Source organism: Burkholderia sp. MSMB1498 (assembly GCF_001526245.1).
Lineage (GTDB): Bacteria > Pseudomonadota > Gammaproteobacteria > Burkholderiales > Burkholderiaceae > Burkholderia > Burkholderia savannae.
In genome coordinates, this window is the sequence record NZ_LOYJ01000076.1 from 35,839 (window position 1) to 52,605 (window position 16,767).

At 67.2% G+C, this 16,767-nt stretch carries 9 protein-coding genes and 2 pseudogenes; 10 read left to right on the forward strand and 1 reads right to left on the reverse strand.

Going from position 1 to position 16,767, the window contains the following annotated elements:
• Window positions 1-632: 632 nt before the first annotated feature.
• Window positions 633-896: a hypothetical protein gene (locus WS91_RS36880; protein ID WP_197422246.1), complete on the forward strand. Its 264-nt coding sequence runs from the start codon at window positions 633-635 to the stop codon at window positions 894-896.
• Between the two features lie 92 nt (window positions 897-988).
• On the opposite strand, the gene WS91_RS37970 is transcribed toward WS91_RS36880, so the two are convergent.
• Complete coding sequence (locus WS91_RS37970; RefSeq protein WP_331458215.1) at window positions 989-1,180, reverse strand: hypothetical protein; 192 nt, start codon at window positions 1,178-1,180, stop codon at window positions 989-991.
• A 696-nt stretch (window positions 1,181-1,876) separates the two neighbouring features.
• Between WS91_RS37970 and WS91_RS35975 the strand changes: the two genes are divergently transcribed.
• The 9 genes and pseudogenes from WS91_RS35975 to WS91_RS35985 form a co-directional block, all read left to right on the forward strand.
• Window positions 1,877-2,050, forward strand: a complete 174-nt coding sequence (locus tag WS91_RS35975) for a hypothetical protein (RefSeq protein WP_156432385.1) — start codon at window positions 1,877-1,879, stop codon at window positions 2,048-2,050.
• A gap of 22 nt (window positions 2,051-2,072) precedes the next feature.
• Window positions 2,073-2,735 (forward strand): NADPH-dependent FMN reductase, encoded by a 663-nt coding sequence (locus WS91_RS17305; RefSeq protein WP_059575914.1) that lies wholly within the window; start codon window positions 2,073-2,075, stop codon window positions 2,733-2,735.
• A 390-nt stretch (window positions 2,736-3,125) separates the two neighbouring features.
• A complete protein-coding gene (locus tag WS91_RS17310) occupies window positions 3,126-3,341 on the forward strand; it encodes a hypothetical protein (RefSeq protein WP_004198708.1) in 216 nt (71 codons plus the stop codon).
• 129 nt (window positions 3,342-3,470) lie between these two features.
• A complete protein-coding gene (locus tag WS91_RS17315) occupies window positions 3,471-4,373 on the forward strand; it encodes a hypothetical protein (protein ID WP_059670680.1) in 903 nt (300 codons plus the stop codon).
• Window positions 4,374-5,502: 1,129 nt separating this feature from the next.
• Window positions 5,503-5,811, forward strand: a pseudogene (locus WS91_RS38195) (ESPR domain-containing protein); the annotation flags it as partial.
• 36 nt (window positions 5,812-5,847) lie between these two features.
• Window positions 5,848-11,520, forward strand: a pseudogene (locus tag WS91_RS35980) (YadA-like family protein); the annotation flags it as partial.
• Window positions 11,521-11,675: 155 nt separating this feature from the next.
• The gene (locus WS91_RS17345) at window positions 11,676-11,987 is read left to right on the forward strand and encodes a hypothetical protein (protein WP_052144998.1); all 312 of its coding nucleotides are present in this window, start codon (window positions 11,676-11,678) and stop codon (window positions 11,985-11,987) included.
• A 263-nt stretch (window positions 11,988-12,250) separates the two neighbouring features.
• Entirely contained in the window at window positions 12,251-14,107 is a 1,857-nt protein-coding gene (locus WS91_RS17350; RefSeq protein WP_156432387.1) for a tetratricopeptide repeat protein, read from the forward strand.
• A 974-nt stretch (window positions 14,108-15,081) separates the two neighbouring features.
• A partial coding sequence (locus WS91_RS35985) for an ESPR domain-containing protein (protein ID WP_197422247.1) occupies window positions 15,082-16,767 on the forward strand: 1,686 nt, incomplete at its 3' end.

Genomic DNA, 16,767 nt, shown 5'->3' on the forward strand with positions numbered 1-16,767 from the left:
ATGAGCCGCGCTCCGCCCGCCAACTCCGGTCGACGATCGCGATCGATATCAGAATGCTCGACTTCAACCTGCTGAAGGCGTTCGATGCGCCGCTCGACGAACGCAACGTGACGCGCGCGGCCGCCCGGTTCGCGCTGACGCAGCCGGCGGTGAGCGGCATGGCGACCCGGCTCCTAGAAAGTTCCGCGCCCCGCTTCGTGCGCATGCAACGCGTGCGTCGTGCCGACGCTGCGCGCGCTCGAGCTCGCGGGCTCCGTCAAGCGCGCGCGTGCTCGGCGAGATCGACGCAATGCTGCGCCCCGCCGCTCGCGATTCCCGGATTCGACAAGGTCGCCGTCCGGCACGAACGCGCCCTTCGCGATCCGGCGCACGCGCGGCTGCTCCAGACATGCGGCGCGAAGGGCAAGCCGGCCGCGCGGAGGAAGCGCGTGGGCTAGCGGCTTTGGTTTGGACTTTGCCGTTGCAACGCGGCGGGATGCATGCGCGTGCCTTGCCGCATTTGCATGTGCATGCATGTATAGTGCGTCGGCATTTCCGTTTGCATGAGTGCGTGGACGTGAATGGGCATGGGCGTATGCGAGCGTGTCCGCGTCGGTGCGATGTGCGATGTGCGATGCTCGTGTCCGATGTGCATGTGCATTCACATGTACGTTTGTGTCGGTGTCGGTGTCGGTGTCGGTGTCGGTGTCGGTGTCGGTGTCGGTGTCGGCGTCGGTGTCGGTGTCGGTGTCGGCGTCGGCGTCGGCGTCGGCGTCGGCGTCGGCGTCGGCGTCGGCGTCGGCATTGTCGACTATGCAGCCCTTTGTCGACGCATCGTGTATGCGTCGACATCGCAACCTTCGCCTTCGCCCGCAATTGCAAGGCAACGCAACGCAACCGATCATTCCATGACGTGAACCGCGTGCCTGCGCGCGATGCGTCGCCGCTCCGCACGCGGCGCGCTCGACCGCGTCGAACCGCGCACACACCCCGGCGCGCAACATCAACGCTACGCGCGAACCTTCGCGGCGACGGCCGCGGCCGTCGCCGCGAGCCCGTCGATCCACGCCCGACCCGCGTTCACCATCGAATTCGGCTTCGTCGCGGCGAGCTCCCGCGCCGGCTGGCCGATCTGCGTCTCCTGCGTGAGGATGCGCACGCGGCCGCCCGGCAAATCCTCGAAGAGCCACGCGCGATGCACGTCGAGCGCCGTGTCGCTCGCACCGTCGCCCCGACCGTGCCATGCGATCCGCGCCGGCCGGCCGAGGGCGGGGGCTCGTACTCGCCCCCGCCTCGACGGAGAAGCCGAACGTCATGAACCTGAATCGCGCGCCGAGCCGCGGCGTCGGACCCAAGCCGTCGTGAAAGCGTATGTCGGATACGTCCTCGTAACAGCCCGGCCACGCCGACGTGTCGTTGAGGTGCGGCCACACGTCGGCGGCGGCGAGGCCCTGCACGACGGCCTCGTTGGATACGCGGTTGCCGGTCGTGCCCGACAAGAAGCGCGCGGGCCATACGATGTCGCTCCTGGATGCCTATCCTCGATGGACGAGGCGAAACGGGCTAGGCGCCGCACGAGCGCCCCCCTGAATCGCGGCGCGTTTCGCCTGATCGTCGCTCGGCGGATATCGATCCAATCGCGATTCTTGATTTGCGCCATGGCCATAAGATGGCGCGATATCACACGAACCGGCCCGCAGCGCCCTCTTCGCCGTCGATCCGAGGCGCGCGGCACGCCGCAGCACTGCAACGGATTCGAACGCGGCGACAATCGGGCAACGGCATCGCGCCGCTCGCCCGGGCGCGCACCCGCCACCGCATCCGCCGCGCGCGGACACGAAAAAAAGCCCCGCCGACATTCCCACCGGCGGGGCCAACCCATGTCAGAGAAGATTTCATGGAGGAGACGGAAGCGATCATATCGGCCCGTCCGCTGCATCCCAACCAAGCATTTCTGCTATCCAATTGCGCCGCGCGCGACGCCGGCCCGGCGGCCGCCGGGCATATCGATAGAACGAAAAGTCGTTTCCCGGGCGCCGATTGGGTCGCTAACATGCAACTCTCCGCCTGATTCAGCCAGGCGCCGCACCCTCATGGAGCGCACTTTGACCGCATTCGACCAACATCGCCGGCCGTTCATCGTCGGCATCGGCGGCACGACCCGCGCGGCCTCGTCGACCGAGCGCGCGCTCGGCTTCGCGCTGCGCGGCGCGCAGGCCGCGGGCGCCCGCACCCGCCTGTTCGACGGCCCGTTCCTGCACACGCTGCCGCACTACGCGCCCGAGCGGCGCGCGCTCACCGACGCGCAGCACGAGCTGATCGACGCGGTGCGCGCGGCCGATGCGATCGTCATCGCGACGCCCGGCTACCACGGCGGCGTGTCCGGCCTCGTGAAGAATGCGCTCGACACGCTCGAGGAACTGCGCGCCGACGAGCGTCCCTATCTCGACGGGCGCGCGGTCGGCTGCATCGTCACCGCCTATGGCTGGCAGGCGGCGGGCACGGTGCTGACGTCGCTGCGCGCGATCGTCCACGCGCTGCGCGGCTGGCCGACGCCGTTCGGCGCCGCGGTCAACACGCTCGAGACACGCTTCGAAACGGCCGACAGTTGCTCCGACACGAAGGTCGCGGCGCAGCTCGAAACCGTCGGCGCGCAAGCCGCCGAATTCGCGCTCGCGTTCGCATTGCACCGCGCGGCGACCCGCGTCGCCGGCGGCGGCGCGCTTGCGCCGGCGCTGGAAGCCGCGACGAGCTGAACGCATACGCGGCGCAGCGCGGCGAGCGCTTCGTCCGTCCGTCGATCGCTCGCGGCGCCTGCACGTCGCCGCGCCGATTCGTCTCCTTCATCGTCGGTCCCGCTCATTCACTGCCCGATCGCGAGCGCAAGCCGCCCCGCCATCGGGCAACGCATCGCCTCGTCGCCTCCCCGCTCGATCGCCCGGGTTTGTCGCACGGTCGAACGCGGGGCCGTCCATGCTCGCGACACGGCGTGCGGCGCCCCCCCGTCGCGCGCCGCATATGCGACGAAGATGCCTGGGTCATGACCATTCGCCCGCGCCGAGTGATTTGCTTACGTTTAAAGATTGGTTCACGCGCGCGAGGCGATTGCTTACGCTGCACGCACGTTCCATCCCTTCGCGAAAGCCATGAATCGTTCGATCCGCTACAAGGGTTATGAGGTTGCGCCCGCCGCGGCGCGCTTGCCGAACGGCCTGTTCGCCGCGAACCTCACGATCGAGAAGGCCGGCCCCGCGCCCGCGCGCGCCTACTCGTTCGACGCCATCGATTTCTTCTTCGACGAAGAGCACGCGCTCGCCTATGCGTTCCGCTGGGGACGCCTCTGGGTCGATTCGCACTGTTGACGCCGGCGCGGGCCCCGGCCGGCGTGCCCGCCCGCGCCCTCGGCGCTTGCGGGGCCGGCCGCCAAAATACGTGATTCGTCGAGCTATGTAAGAATCGTCAGCTCCCGAAATCACGATACCAATCAGGCCATGTCTGACACGCTGCGACAAGAGCAAGCGGCGGCGGATCACGCTATGCGCAACTGGGTCCATGAGAGTCGCGGCCCGGTGCAGATCGGTTCCGACACGCACAAGCAGATGTTCTGCCGGATGCTGCTCGATACCCACAACCCGTACAAGCCGGCCGTCATCGGCTGGCCGCCCCTCAGCCCCGAAGAACTTCAGCGCCTGACGTCGCTGCCCATCTGGGACATCGCCGTGCAGACCGAAGGTCGCGCGTCGATTCGCGTCGCGACGTTCGCGTCGACCGTGCGCGATCCGCTGCTGCGCCAGGCGCTCGACATGGACGCGGCCGAGGAAGCGCGCCACAAGGCCGTGCTGTCGAAGCTCGTCGAGGCGTACGGCATCCGGCTTGCGCCCGAGCCCGCGTATCCGGCGCCGAAGGACGCCGAATGGGCGTGGATGGTCACGGGCTTCAGCGAGTGCATCGACAGCTTCTTCGCGTTCGGGCTGTTCCGCTCCGCGCAGCGCTCGGGCTATTTTCCGGAAGCGCTCGTCGAGACGTTCGAGCCGGTGATTCAGGAAGAAGGCCGGCACATCCTGTTCTTCGTGAACTGGTTCGCATGGTACGGGCGCAACATGCCGTGGTGGCGCAGGCCGTGGCTCTTCGCGCGAGTCGCGGCGGTGTGGGCGCTCCTGATCTGGGAACGCATCGGCATTGCGCGCGGCATCGACGCCGACGGCGTCGCGCGGGACGCGAACTTTCCGGCCAACACGGCGACGACGGTCGGCGACGCGCTGAACCCGCGCGAGTTGATCGCGCTGTGTCTCGCCGAGAACGAACGGCGCATGGCGGGCTACGACAAGCGGCTGCTGCGGCCGATGATCGTGCCGCGGCTCGCGCGCCTCGCGCTGCGCTTCATCAAGAAATAGCCCTCGTTTGCGGGCGGCGTCGCCACGCGGCTCGCAGCGCCATGGGCGAGCGCGACGCCGCCCTGCCATGCCCCGTCGACGGAGCACGCCGATCGATCGGCGTTCGCGCGCCTGCGCTTTCCGTTACTCCGGCTTCGTCGGCGTGCGCCGCGCACCTGTCGTCCGCCGCCGAGCGTGCGAGCGAATGCCGCGCACGCCACGGTCGATCGTCGCGAAAACGATACATTACGAACGCCTGATCACACGATTAAAAACCGCCGCGCCCCACGTCACGCTCGGCAAAAAATACCGCACCGGAAGCGGCAGGCGGCGTCGCAGCGTTGCGCGCAAGCGTTCGGCATTCGTCCACGTTCTTGCTCGATTACGAGCCGTTTTTCGCATCTATCGCTAGCTGCTCGACAATCCGCGGGTGCACAAGCAATACGAAAGCATTGTGACAAAGCGTATCAGACAGGTAACGATGCCCGGCAATTACACCGGCGACGCGTAATTGTGAGCAAGAGACTTGGAAGCATCGCCGACATTTCTCGGACAATTTGTGCACAAGACGAGCAATTGATCGCCTCGCCCCCTACACCCCGCAGACGCCCGCCCGACGTGACAGCGCACGATCCGGCGCACCAACGGACAAACGAACTTCATTGAATATCGGGATACGAGGCCGAATTAAATCAACAATGATTTCCAGAATAGACAATTTAATTAATCAATTAACCAGATTCAAAACGCCGACCCCAAAGACATATTTAAAACATCATTACAAATAGAAAGACAAATGTCAGGCGCAAACGTTTTGCGCGAGACCGCCGTATCTTTACGCTCGCCCCCGGCAGCGCATTTCGAACCATCGATCCCGGGCATCCCTTGCCCCATCTGGACAAGGCGAGCATCGCCCCAAGCGCCATACACATTCGTATTACTTTTTCAATCGACGCAAACCGACCACCCAAGGCGCACGCGCATCAAACGTTCTTTAACTATTTTCAAACCTAACTTTGCAATCCTTTTAAGTTGTAAATACGCCGATCAAATAGACTCCGGCCACCAAACTCAAATAGCGCGAGCACGGACTCCCTGGTCAGACGAATCACTCTGCCGTGTTGCGCCAGCCCTCGGAGGCTACTTTCGTATGAATCGCTCGTATCGCTCAATCTGGAATGAAGCGCTTGGCGCGTGGGTCGCCGCTTCGGAAATCTCGTCCGCCCGAGGCAAGCCGAACAAGTCGGCCGTCGCGAAAGCGATCGTCGCCGCCGTGCTGGTCGCGGGCGGCGGCATCGACGCCGCGCAAGCGCAATACGCGGTCGGCGGTGTATCGACGACCAGCTGCAGCCTGTCGGTTTGCGCGACGGGCGCTCAGGCGATCGCGATCGGCGGCGGCGCCGGCAGCACCACGACCGCATCGGGTTCGACCGCGATCGCGATCGGCGCGAACGCGACAGCCTCGGGCAACTACTCTCAGGCTTTCGGCCAGGCGTCGACCGCGACGGGCAACAGCGCGATCGGCATCGGCTCGGGCTCGAAGGCGCTCAACACGGGCGCGACCGCGGTCGGCAACGACGCGACGGCGTCCGGCACGAGCGCGATCGCGATCGGCGGCGGCAACGGCAGCGGCACGGGCGGGTCGGCCGCGCTCGGCAACAACTCGATCGCGATCGGCCGGTCAGCGAACACGACGGCGGCGGCGACGGGCGGCATCGCGATGGGCACGAGCTCGACGGTGTCAACGATCAACGGCATCGCGATCGGTAACGGCGCGCTCGCGACCAACACCACCTCGAACCCGGCGCTCGCCATCGGCAATCTGGCCTCGGCCACCAATACCAACGCATCGGCGCTCGGCAACGGCGCGCTCGCGAGCGGCTCCGCGGCGTCGGCGCTCGGCACGCAGGCGGTCGCGACGGGCGACAACTCGGTCGCGGCGGGCACCGGCGCAACAGCGGCCGGCACCGGCTCGGTCGCGATCGGCAACAACAGCTCGGCCGCGTACACGAACAGCGTCGCGATCGGCGCGGGCAGCGTGACCGGCGCGTCGGCGCCGACCGGCACCGGCTACCTGACGGGTACCGCGGCGCCGCTGTCCGAAGTATCGGTCGGCAGCGCGACCGCCCTTCGCCGCATCACGAACGTCGCCGACGGCTCCGCGCCGCAGGACGCGGTGACGGTTTCGCAGCTGAGCACCGGCATGAGCACGACGGCGAGCAGCATCGCAAGCCTGTCGACGTCGGCGTCGACGGGCATCGGCTCGTTGTCGACGGGGCTCAGCAGCACGAACAGCTCGCTGACCTCGCTGTCGACTTCCGCTTCGTCGGGCATCAGCTCGGCGAATAGCTCCGTCGCTTCGCTTTCGACCTCTGCGTCAACCGGCTTGTCGACCACCAACAGCAATGTTGCTTCGCTTTCGACGTCGGCTTCGACCGGCATTGGCTCGTTGTCGACGGGCCTGAGCACGACGAACAGCTCGCTGACCTCGCTGTCCACTTCCGCCTCGTCGGGCATCAGCTCGGCGAATAGCTCCGTCGCTTCGCTCTCGACCTCTGCGTCGACCGGCTTGTCGACCACCAACAGCAATGTCGCTTCGCTTTCGACGTCGACTTCGACCGGCCTCAGCTCGGCCAATAGCTCGATCGCTTCGCTGTCGACCTCCACGTCGACCGGCATCGGCTCGCTGTCCACCGGCCTCAGCACCACGAACAGCTCGCTGACCTCGCTGTCGACTTCCGCCTCGTCGGGCATCAGCACCGCGCAAAGCGGCGTCAACTCGCTTTCCACCGGGCTGTCGACCACCAACAGCACTGTCGCTTCGCTTTCGACCTCGGCTTCGACCGGCATCGGCTCGTTGTCGACTGGCCTGAGCACGACGAACAGCAACGTCGCGTCGCTGTCCAGCGGCCTCAGCACCACCAACAGCTCACTGACCTCGCTGTCCACTTCCGCTTCGTCGGGTATCAGCTCGGCGAACAGCTCCGTCGCTTCGCTGTCGACCTCCACGTCGACCGGCATCGGCTCGTTGTCAACGGGCCTCAGCACCACCAATAGCTCGCTGACCTCGCTGTCGACTTCCGCCTCGTCGGGCATCAGCACCGCGCAAAGCGGCGTCAACTCCCTTTCCACCGGACTGTCGACCACCAACAGCACGGTCGCCTCACTGTCCACGTCGACTTCCACGGGCATCGGCTCGTTGTCGACTGGCCTGAGCACGACGAACAGCAACGTCGCTTCGCTGTCCAGCGGCCTGAGCACCACCAACAGCTCGCTGACCTCGCTGTCGACCTCCACGTCGACCGGCATCGGTTCGCTGTCGACGGGCCTGTCGACGGTCACGACCACGACCAACAATCTCGGCAACAGCACCGCGGCCGCGCTCGGCGGCGGCGCGACTTACAACTCGGCGACGGGCACGATCTCCGCGCCGTCGTACACGACGTACAACGCCAACGGCACGACCACGACGAACAACAGCGTCGGTTCGGCGATCGACAGCATCAACGCGAACGGCATCAAGTATTTTCACGCGAACTCGACGGGGCCGGACAGCGTCGCGACAGGCGCCGACGCCGTCGCGATCGGCACGGGCGCGACGGCCGCCACGGCGAACTCGGTCGCGCTCGGCGCGAATTCGGTGACGGCCGCGGCCACCCCCACCAGCAGCGCGACGGTCGGCTCGACCACGCTCGGCACGTTCGCCGGCAGCGCGCCGGTGGGCGTCGTGAGCGTCGGCGCACCGGGCGCGGAGCGCCAGATCACGAACGTCGCCGCCGGCCAGGTCACGGCGACCAGCACCGATGCGATCAACGGCAGCCAGCTCTACGCCGTCGCATCGAAACTCGATTCGGCTTCGAGCTCGATCGCGTCGCTGTCGACGGGGTTGTCGACGACCGACAGCAACGTCGCTTCGCTCTCGACTTCGACGTCGACGGGCCTGAGCTCCGCGAATAGCTCGATCGCTTCGCTGTCGACCTCCACGTCGACCGGTATCGGCTCGCTGTCCACCGGTCTGTCGACCACCGATAGCACCGTCGCGTCGCTCTCCACGTCGACGTCGACCGGCTTGAGCTCCGCGAATAGCTCGATCGCTTCGCTGTCGACCTCCACGTCGACCGGCATCGGTTCGCTGTCCACCGGCCTCTCGACCACCGACAGCAACGTCGCTTCGCTCTCCACCTCGACCTCGACGGGCTTGAGCTCCGCGAACAGCTCGATCGCCTCGCTGTCGACCTCCACGTCGACCGGTATCGGCTCGTTGTCCACCGGTCTCTCGACCACCGACAGCACCGTCGCTTCGCTCTCCACGTCGACGTCGACCGGCTTGAGCTCCGCGAATAGCTCGATCGCTTCGCTCTCGACCTCCACGTCGACCGGTATCGGCTCGCTGTCCACCGGCCTGTCGACCACCGACAGCACCGTCACTTCGCTCTCCACGTCGACCTCGACGGGCCTCAGCTCCGCGAACAGCTCGATCGCTTCGCTGTCGACCTCCACGTCGACGGGTATCGGCTCGCTGTCCACCGGCCTCTCGACCACCGACAGCACCGTCACTTCGCTCTCCACGTCGACGTCGACCGGCTTGAGCTCCGCGAATAGCTCGATCGCTTCGCTCTCGACCTCCACGTCGACCGGTATCGGCTCGCTGTCCACCGGCCTGTCGACCACCGATAGCACCGTCACTTCGCTCTCCACGTCGACCTCGACGGGCCTCAGCTCCGCGAACAGCTCGATCGCTTCGCTGTCGACCTCCACGTCGACGGGTATCGGCTCGCTGTCCACCGGCCTCTCGACCACCGACAGCACCGTCACTTCGCTCTCCACGTCGACGTCGACCGGCTTGAGCTCCGCGAATAGCTCGATCGCCTCGCTGTCGACTTCCACGTCGACCGGCATCGGCTCGCTGTCCACCGGTCTCTCGACCACCGACAGCACCGTCGCGTCGCTCTCCACGTCGACGTCGACCGGCTTGAGCTCGGCCACCAGCTCGATCGCCTCGCTGTCGACCTCCACGTCGACCGGCATCGGCTCGTTGTCCACCGGCCTCTCGACCACCGACAGCACCGTCGCTTCGCTCTCCACGTCGACATCGACCGGCCTGAGCTCGGCGAACAGCTCCACCGCCTCGCTGTCGACTTCCACGTCGTCCGGCATCAGTACCGCACAGAGCGGCATCGATTCGCTGTCCACCGGCTTGTCGACCACGAACAGCAACGTCGCGTCGCTGTCGACCGGCCTGAGCAGCACCACCAGCTCGCTCGCGTCGCTGTCGACCTCGACGTCGTCGGGCCTCAGCTCGGCGCAAAGCGGCATCGGTTCGCTGTCGACGGGCCTCAGCAGCACGAACAGCACGGTCGCCTCGCTGTCGACGTCGACCTCGACCGGCATCGGTTCACTGTCCACCGGCCTCTCGTCGACCAACAGCAGCCTCGCGTCGCTCTCCACGTCGACCTCCACGGGCCTGAGCTCGGCCACCAGCTCGATCGCCTCGCTGTCGACCTCCGCCTCGACCGGCATCGGTTCGCTGTCCACCGGCCTCTCGTCGACCAACAGCAGCCTCACGTCGCTCTCCACGTCGACCTCCACGGGCCTGAGCTCGGCCACCAGCTCGATCGCCTCGCTGTCGACCTCCGCCTCGACCGGCATCGGTTCGCTGTCCACCGGCCTCTCGTCGACCAACAGCAGCCTCACGTCGCTGTCCACGTCGACCTCGACCGGCATCGGCTCGCTGTCGACGAGCATCAGCTCGATCACGTCGAACACGACCAACCTCGGCAGCAGCACCGCGGCCGCGCTCGGCGGCGGCGCGACGTACGATCCGGCAACGGGCACGATCTCCGCGCCGTCGTACACGACGTACAACGCCAACGGCACGACCACGACGAACAGCAGCGTCGGCGCAGCGATCGACAGCATCAACGCGAACGGCATCAAGTACTTCCACGCGAACTCGACCGATCCGGACAGCGTCGCGACGGGCGCGAACAGCGTCGCCATCGGACCGAACGCCGTCGCGAACATCGACAACTCGGTCGCGATCGGCAACGGCGCGACGACGTCGGCGGCCGTGCCCGTCGCGTCCGCGACCGTCGGCGGCCTCACGTTCGGCGGCTTCGCCGGAAGCGCACCGGTCGGCGTGTTCAGCGTGGGGGCGCCGGGCGCCGAGCGTCAGGTCACGAACGTCGCCGCCGGCCGCATCTCCGCGACCAGCACCGACGCCGTCAACGGCAGCCAGCTCTATGCGACCAACAGCAACGTCGCGTCGCTGTCGACCGGCCTGAACGCGACGAACAGCAATCTCGCGTCGCTCTCCACGTCGACCTCGACCGCGATCGGCTCGCTGTCCACGGGCTTGTCGTCGACCAACAGCAACCTCGCGTCGCTCTCCACGTCGGCCTCGACCGGCATCAGCTCGCTGTCCACGGGCCTGTCGTCGACCAACAGCAACCTCGCGTCGCTCTCCACGTCGGCCTCGACCGGCATCGGCTCGCTGTCCACGGGCCTGTCGTCGACCAACAGCAACGTCGCGTCGCTGTCGACGAGCGTGACCAACATCAACACGCAGCTCACGTCGCTGTCGACGTCGATCACGGACAACGTGATCCGGTCGCTGCCCGCGAGCACGGGCATCGCCGCCGACATGAGCTCGCCGAAGGCGACGACGCCGTCCGTCACGGCCGGCTCGAACTCGGTCGCGATCGGCGCGGGCTCGACCGACGGTGGCCGCTCGAACGTCGTGTCGGTCGGCAGCGACACGCAGCAGCGTCAGGTCACGAACGTCGCCGCCGGCACGGAGGGCACCGACGCGGTCAACGTCAATCAGCTCAATGCGGTGTCGACGACGCTGACGCAATCGCTGTCCACGCAGCAGACGCAGATCAACAATCTGGGCGCGCAACTGAACCAGACGCAACAGCAACTGCAGCAGACCGACTCGATGGCCCGCCAGGGCATCGCGGCGGTCGCGGCGATGGCGTCGATTCCGCACATGGATCGCGACTCGAACTTCGCGATGGGGATCGGCACCGCGTCGTTCCTCGGCCAGAAGGCGATGGCGGTTGGCATGCAGGCGCGGATCACCGAGAACCTGAAGGCGTCGGTGAACGGCGGCTTCAGCGGCAATCAGAAGGTGATCGGCGCGGGCATGCTCTATCAGTGGAAGTAACGACGGGCCGGCGCGGCAACGGGCAACGGACGGCGCCCGGCATCGCGGCCGGCGCACGCCGCCCCGGCCGCGGCCCGGCATCGGGCGCGCCCGGCCGGAACGACGAACGCGCCCGGCCGCGCTTCGTTTGCGCATCAGCCAGGAGAAACACGATGATGAAGCACATCGCATGGATGGGATTGACGCTCGCCGCGCTCGCGGGATGCAGCGCGTCGAGCGGGCCGACCTACTCGGTGACGCAGGCGAGCCTGCCCGGCCATCCGCTCGCCTACCGCGTCGCATGCGGCGGCGCGTTCGGGAAATTCGAAACGTGCACGAAGGTCGCCGCGCGCGTATGCGGCGAGCGCGCCGTGCAAACGCTCGAGCGCGACGCCGACTTCCACGGCGACGATCGGCGCGGCAAGCCGTCGAGCCTCACGTTCGACTGCGCGTCGACGCCGAACGTCATGCCGCCGGCGGATCAATAAGCCGGCGCGATCCGCGCGGCGCGACGCCGCGCACGACCGCACCCCGGTCGACGACCTCGCCGCGCGCGCCGATCGATGCGCGAACGCATCCTTGCATCGCCCGTCGGGCGATGCGCGCCTCGCGGCCGGCTTTCGCCCGGCCCGGCGGCGCCTTCGAGCCGCCCCAAAATCGGATATCGTTCGGACCTTGAGCCGCCCGCGGCCCTCGACCATCGCCGTAATCGGCGGCGAATCGAGCCGCGCCGGCCTTTCGAGCGAACGTCATGCCCGCCGACCCGAACCGTTTCGCCGACATCCAAGCGCAATTGCAGCGCGGCGAACTGATCGCCGCCGCCGACGCGATCGGCGCGTGGCGCGCGGCCGCCCCAGCCTGCGCCGATGCGATCGCATGCCGCGCGCACTGGCTGCGCCTGCTCGGCCGCTTCGACGAAGCGGCCATCGCGCTGGAACCGGCGCTCGCCGCGACGCCGCCTTGCGTGGCCGCGTGGCTCGAACGCGCGCGCCTCGCTCGGCTCGCCGGGCAGCCCGAGCGCGCGCAGCTCGCGTTCGACGCCGCGCATCGCGCCGATCCGGCCGCGACGAGCGGGCTGCCCGAATGGATCGCGCTGCTGCACGAGCTTCGCCGACACGCGCTCGCCCGCACGGTCGCGCAGGCGCTGTGCGAGCGCGCGCCCGCCGACGCGCGGTCGTGGTTCCTGCTCGGCCTCACGCATCACTACGCGGGCGAATACGCGGCTGCGGCCGACGCGTACGGCCGCGCGGACGCGCTCGATCCCGCGCCCCCGATGCTGCGCAACAATCTCGCCGCCCTCCGTTATCAGACCGGCAAGCATCGGGATGCGCTCGCGCAGGCCGAAGCCGCGATCCGCGCGGACCCGGACAGTCAGATGGCATGGTGCAACTGCTCGAACGCGTGGCTCGCGCTGCACGAGCCGGCCCGCGCGCTGATCGCGGCCGAGCGTGCGTGCGCGCTCGGCCCGGGCTACTCAATTGCGCAACTCGCGCGCGCGAATGCGCTGAAGGAATGGCAGCGCTGGCCGGACGCGCTCGCCGCGGCGACGCAGGCGCACCGAGGCGCGCCCGACGATCCGGTCATGCAATGGTCGCTCGCGATGCTGCAATTGCTGCACGGCGACTACGCGAACGGCTGGCTCAATCACGAGGCGCGCTGGCGCGGCGCGCGCGAGCTCGGCGATCGTCCGCGCCCGTCTGCCGAGCTGCAATGGCAGGGCGAGCCGCTTGCGGGCAAGACATTGATGCTATGGGGCGAGCAGGGATTCGGCGACGCGCTGCAGTTCGCGCGCTTCGCGCCGGTCGTCGCCGAGCGGGCCGCACGCGCGGGCGGCCGCGTCGTCTTCGCATGCTTCGCCGGCCTCGAGACGCTCCTCGCGCGCAGCTTCGCCGGCGCGCCGATGCGCATCGCGCCGCACGACGCGCGCCGGCTGCCGGCGTTCGACCGCCATCTGCCCGTCGGCAGCGCGCCGCTCGTGCTCGGCGTGCGGCCCGACACGATTCCGTCGGCGCACGGCTACCTGTTCGCGGATCGGGCGCGCGCCGCGCGATGGGCGGCGCGGCTGCCCGCCGACGGCCGGCTGCGCGTCGGGCTCGTCTGGAGCGGCAGCCGGACGCACCAGCGCAACCCGCTGCGCGCGCTCGATCCGAGCGCTTGCGCGCGCGCATGGCGCGACATCGCCGGCGTCGCGTTCCACAGCCTTCAGGTCGACGGCGCGCGCGACGTCGAAACGATGCGCGCGGCGGGGCTCGACGTAATCGATCACACGGCCGGGTTGCCGACCTTCGACGATACGGCCGCCTATCTGGCGAATCTGGATCTCGTCGTGACCGTCTGCACGTCGGTTGCGCACCTCGCGGGCGCGCTCGGGCGGCCGACCTGGCTGCTGCTCGACGTGAATCCGCACTGGGTCTGGTCGATCGATCGCGACGACAGCCCGTGGTATCGCTCGATCCGGCTATATCGGCAAACCCGGTATCGCGATTGGACGGCGGCGCTCGACCGGGTGCGCGACGATCTGGCCGCGCTGGCGGCCGCGGACGGACAGCCGCGCTCGTGCCGCGCGTCGCGGCGAAAGCGCAATGCATCGCGCGGGACGAATGCGTAGCGCGGCCGGCACGCGCGGTCAGTCGGTCAGTCGGTCGGCGCGGTCGGACAGTCGGACAGTCGGACAGTCGGGCGGGCGGTCGGACAGTCGGGCGGTCGGGCGGCAAGCGCATCGATGCTCGCGCAGCCCTCGCGCCGCTTGCCGTGACGCACGCGGTGGCGCGCGCACGCGTTCCGACGAAACCGCGATCCGCGCCCGGTCGCCGTAGAACGATGCCGTGCGCCCGCCTTTCGCCGGGCGCCCCGTTGTCCGGAAAGCCGTCGCATGCGTCCGGCGGTCGCGCGGCGGGCACCGTCGCGCGCTTCGTCGCCATCGCGCCGCGCGTGCCGGCACTATCGGGAAATACCAGACGCGCAGCAAGATCGCCGCGCGCGGCAGTCGCGATGCCGGCGCACGGCGGCAAAACGCAATTCGGGATTTCCCGTTAAAAATCGGACAAATGCCTCGCGCGCCCAAACCAAATAGAATCTCAACTCTAAATCCAGCATCGAATATTAAAATTCATTACCACCAGCCACCCGTAAACGAAAACCAATATTTATAAATCAGAAAGCAAATTGAAATGAAATGACGATTGCCGCCCGGCGATTTCATTTAAATAATTTACAACCCGGACAAAATCCGCAGCCGCCTCTCACTTCCCCCCCTAAGCCCCGCGCATCAAGGCCAGAGCCATTCACCCCGGAATCGTCATACGTTTATTCAACGAATCCCGGCGAATCGAATCGAACTGGCCGATCAAATTAAAAAGACGGATTGACGATTATTAACAATAAATTCAATTCCTTTTTACAGTTCTTGTCAGTCCGCTAACCAACACATAAATAGAATCGCGGCTGCAAACAACAGTTCGATGATCGAAGCGTGTTTAAAAGCGGCCGAAAAACTCCGGCGCCCAGTCGACCGACCGAGATCTTCAGACGGAACAAAGTGCGGTCACTTTCTTAGTCGGTTCGATTGCAAAAAGGGCGGAGATGAACAAGATCTACAAAACCATCTGGTGCGAGACCACGCGGAGCTGGGTTGCGGTATCGGAGCACACGAACGGGCGTCGCGGCGGCGCGACCGCCGTCGCGACCGCCTCCGCCCGCCCGATCTGGACGCGGCTGCGCGGCATCTCCGTCGCGGCGCTGGCGGCATTCGGCCTGAGCCTCGTCGCATCGCCCGCCGCATTCGCGCAATCGAACTCGGTGATGTGCGCGAACTACAACAACGGCGTTCTTCCGACGTATACCGGCTACGGCGCGAGCGCCTCGCTGACGTCGCCCTGCACGACCGGCATCGGGTCGTGGGCGGGCGGCGTCACGCCCGGCTCGACGACCGACTGGATCGGCCTGTCGGCCGACGACACGCAAGTCGTCCTGAACGGCAGCACCGGCAACATCTACTTCCGCACGGGCGGCACGAACGGCAACACGCTGACGATGAGCAACGTCGCGGGCGCGGGCCCGACGGGCGGCGTGCTGCTGTCGGGCGTCGCGGCGGGCGCCGTCACGGCGACGAGCTCGCAGGCGATCAACGGCAGCCAGCTCTATTCGCTGTCGACGTCGGCCTCGACGGGCATCAGCTCGCTGTCGAGCAGCATGTCGACGTTCAACAGCTCGATCTCGTCGCTGTCGACGGGGCTGTCGTCGACGAACAGCAGCGTCGCTTCGTTGTCGACTTCGACGTCGACGGGCTTGTCGTCGGCCAATAGCTCGATCACTTCGCTTTCGAGCGGGCTGAGCACCACCAACAGCAACGTCGCCTCGCTGTCGTCCGGGCTGTCGTCTACAAATAGCAGCCTGACTTCGTTGTCGACTTCCGCGTCGAGCGGGCTTTCGTCGGCCAACAGCTCGATCGCGTCGCTTTCGACTTCGACGTCGACCGGCATCGGCTCGCTGTCGACGGGACTCTCGACGACCAATAGCAACGTTGCCTCGCTGTCCAGCGGCCTGAGCAGCACTAATAGCTCGCTGACCTCGCTGTCCACTTCCGCTTCGTCGGGCATCAGCACCGCGCAGAGCGGCGTCAACTCGCTTTCCACCGGGCTGTCGACCACCAACAGCAATGTCGCATCGCTTTCGACGTCGGCTTCGACCGGCCTCAGCTCCGCGAATAGCTCGATCGCTTCGCTCTCGACCTCCACGTCGACCGGCATCGGCTCGTTGTCGACCGGCCTGAGCACGACGAATAGCTCGCTGACCTCGCTGTCCACTTCCGCTTCGTCGGGCATCAGCACCGCGCAAAGCGGCGTCAACTCGCTTTCCACCGGGCTGTCGACCACCAACAGCAATGTCGCATCGCTTTCGACGTCGGCTTCGACCGGCCTCAGCTCGGCCAATAGCTCGATCGCTTCGCTCTCGACTTCGACGTCGACCGGCATCGGCTCGTTGTCGACTGGCCTGAGCACCACCAACAGCAATGCTGCCTCGCTGTCCACGTCGACTTCCACGGGCATCGGCTCGCTGTCCACCGGCCTCAGCACCACCAACAGCAACGTCGCCTCGCTGTCCAGCGGTCTCAGCAGCACCAATAGCTCGCTGACCTCGCTGTCCACTTCTGCTTCGTCGGGCATCAGCTCGGCGAACAGCTCCGTCGCGTCTCTGTCGACCTCCACGTCGACCGGCTTGTCGACCACCAACAGCAACGTCGCTTCGCTTTCGACGTCGGCTTCGACC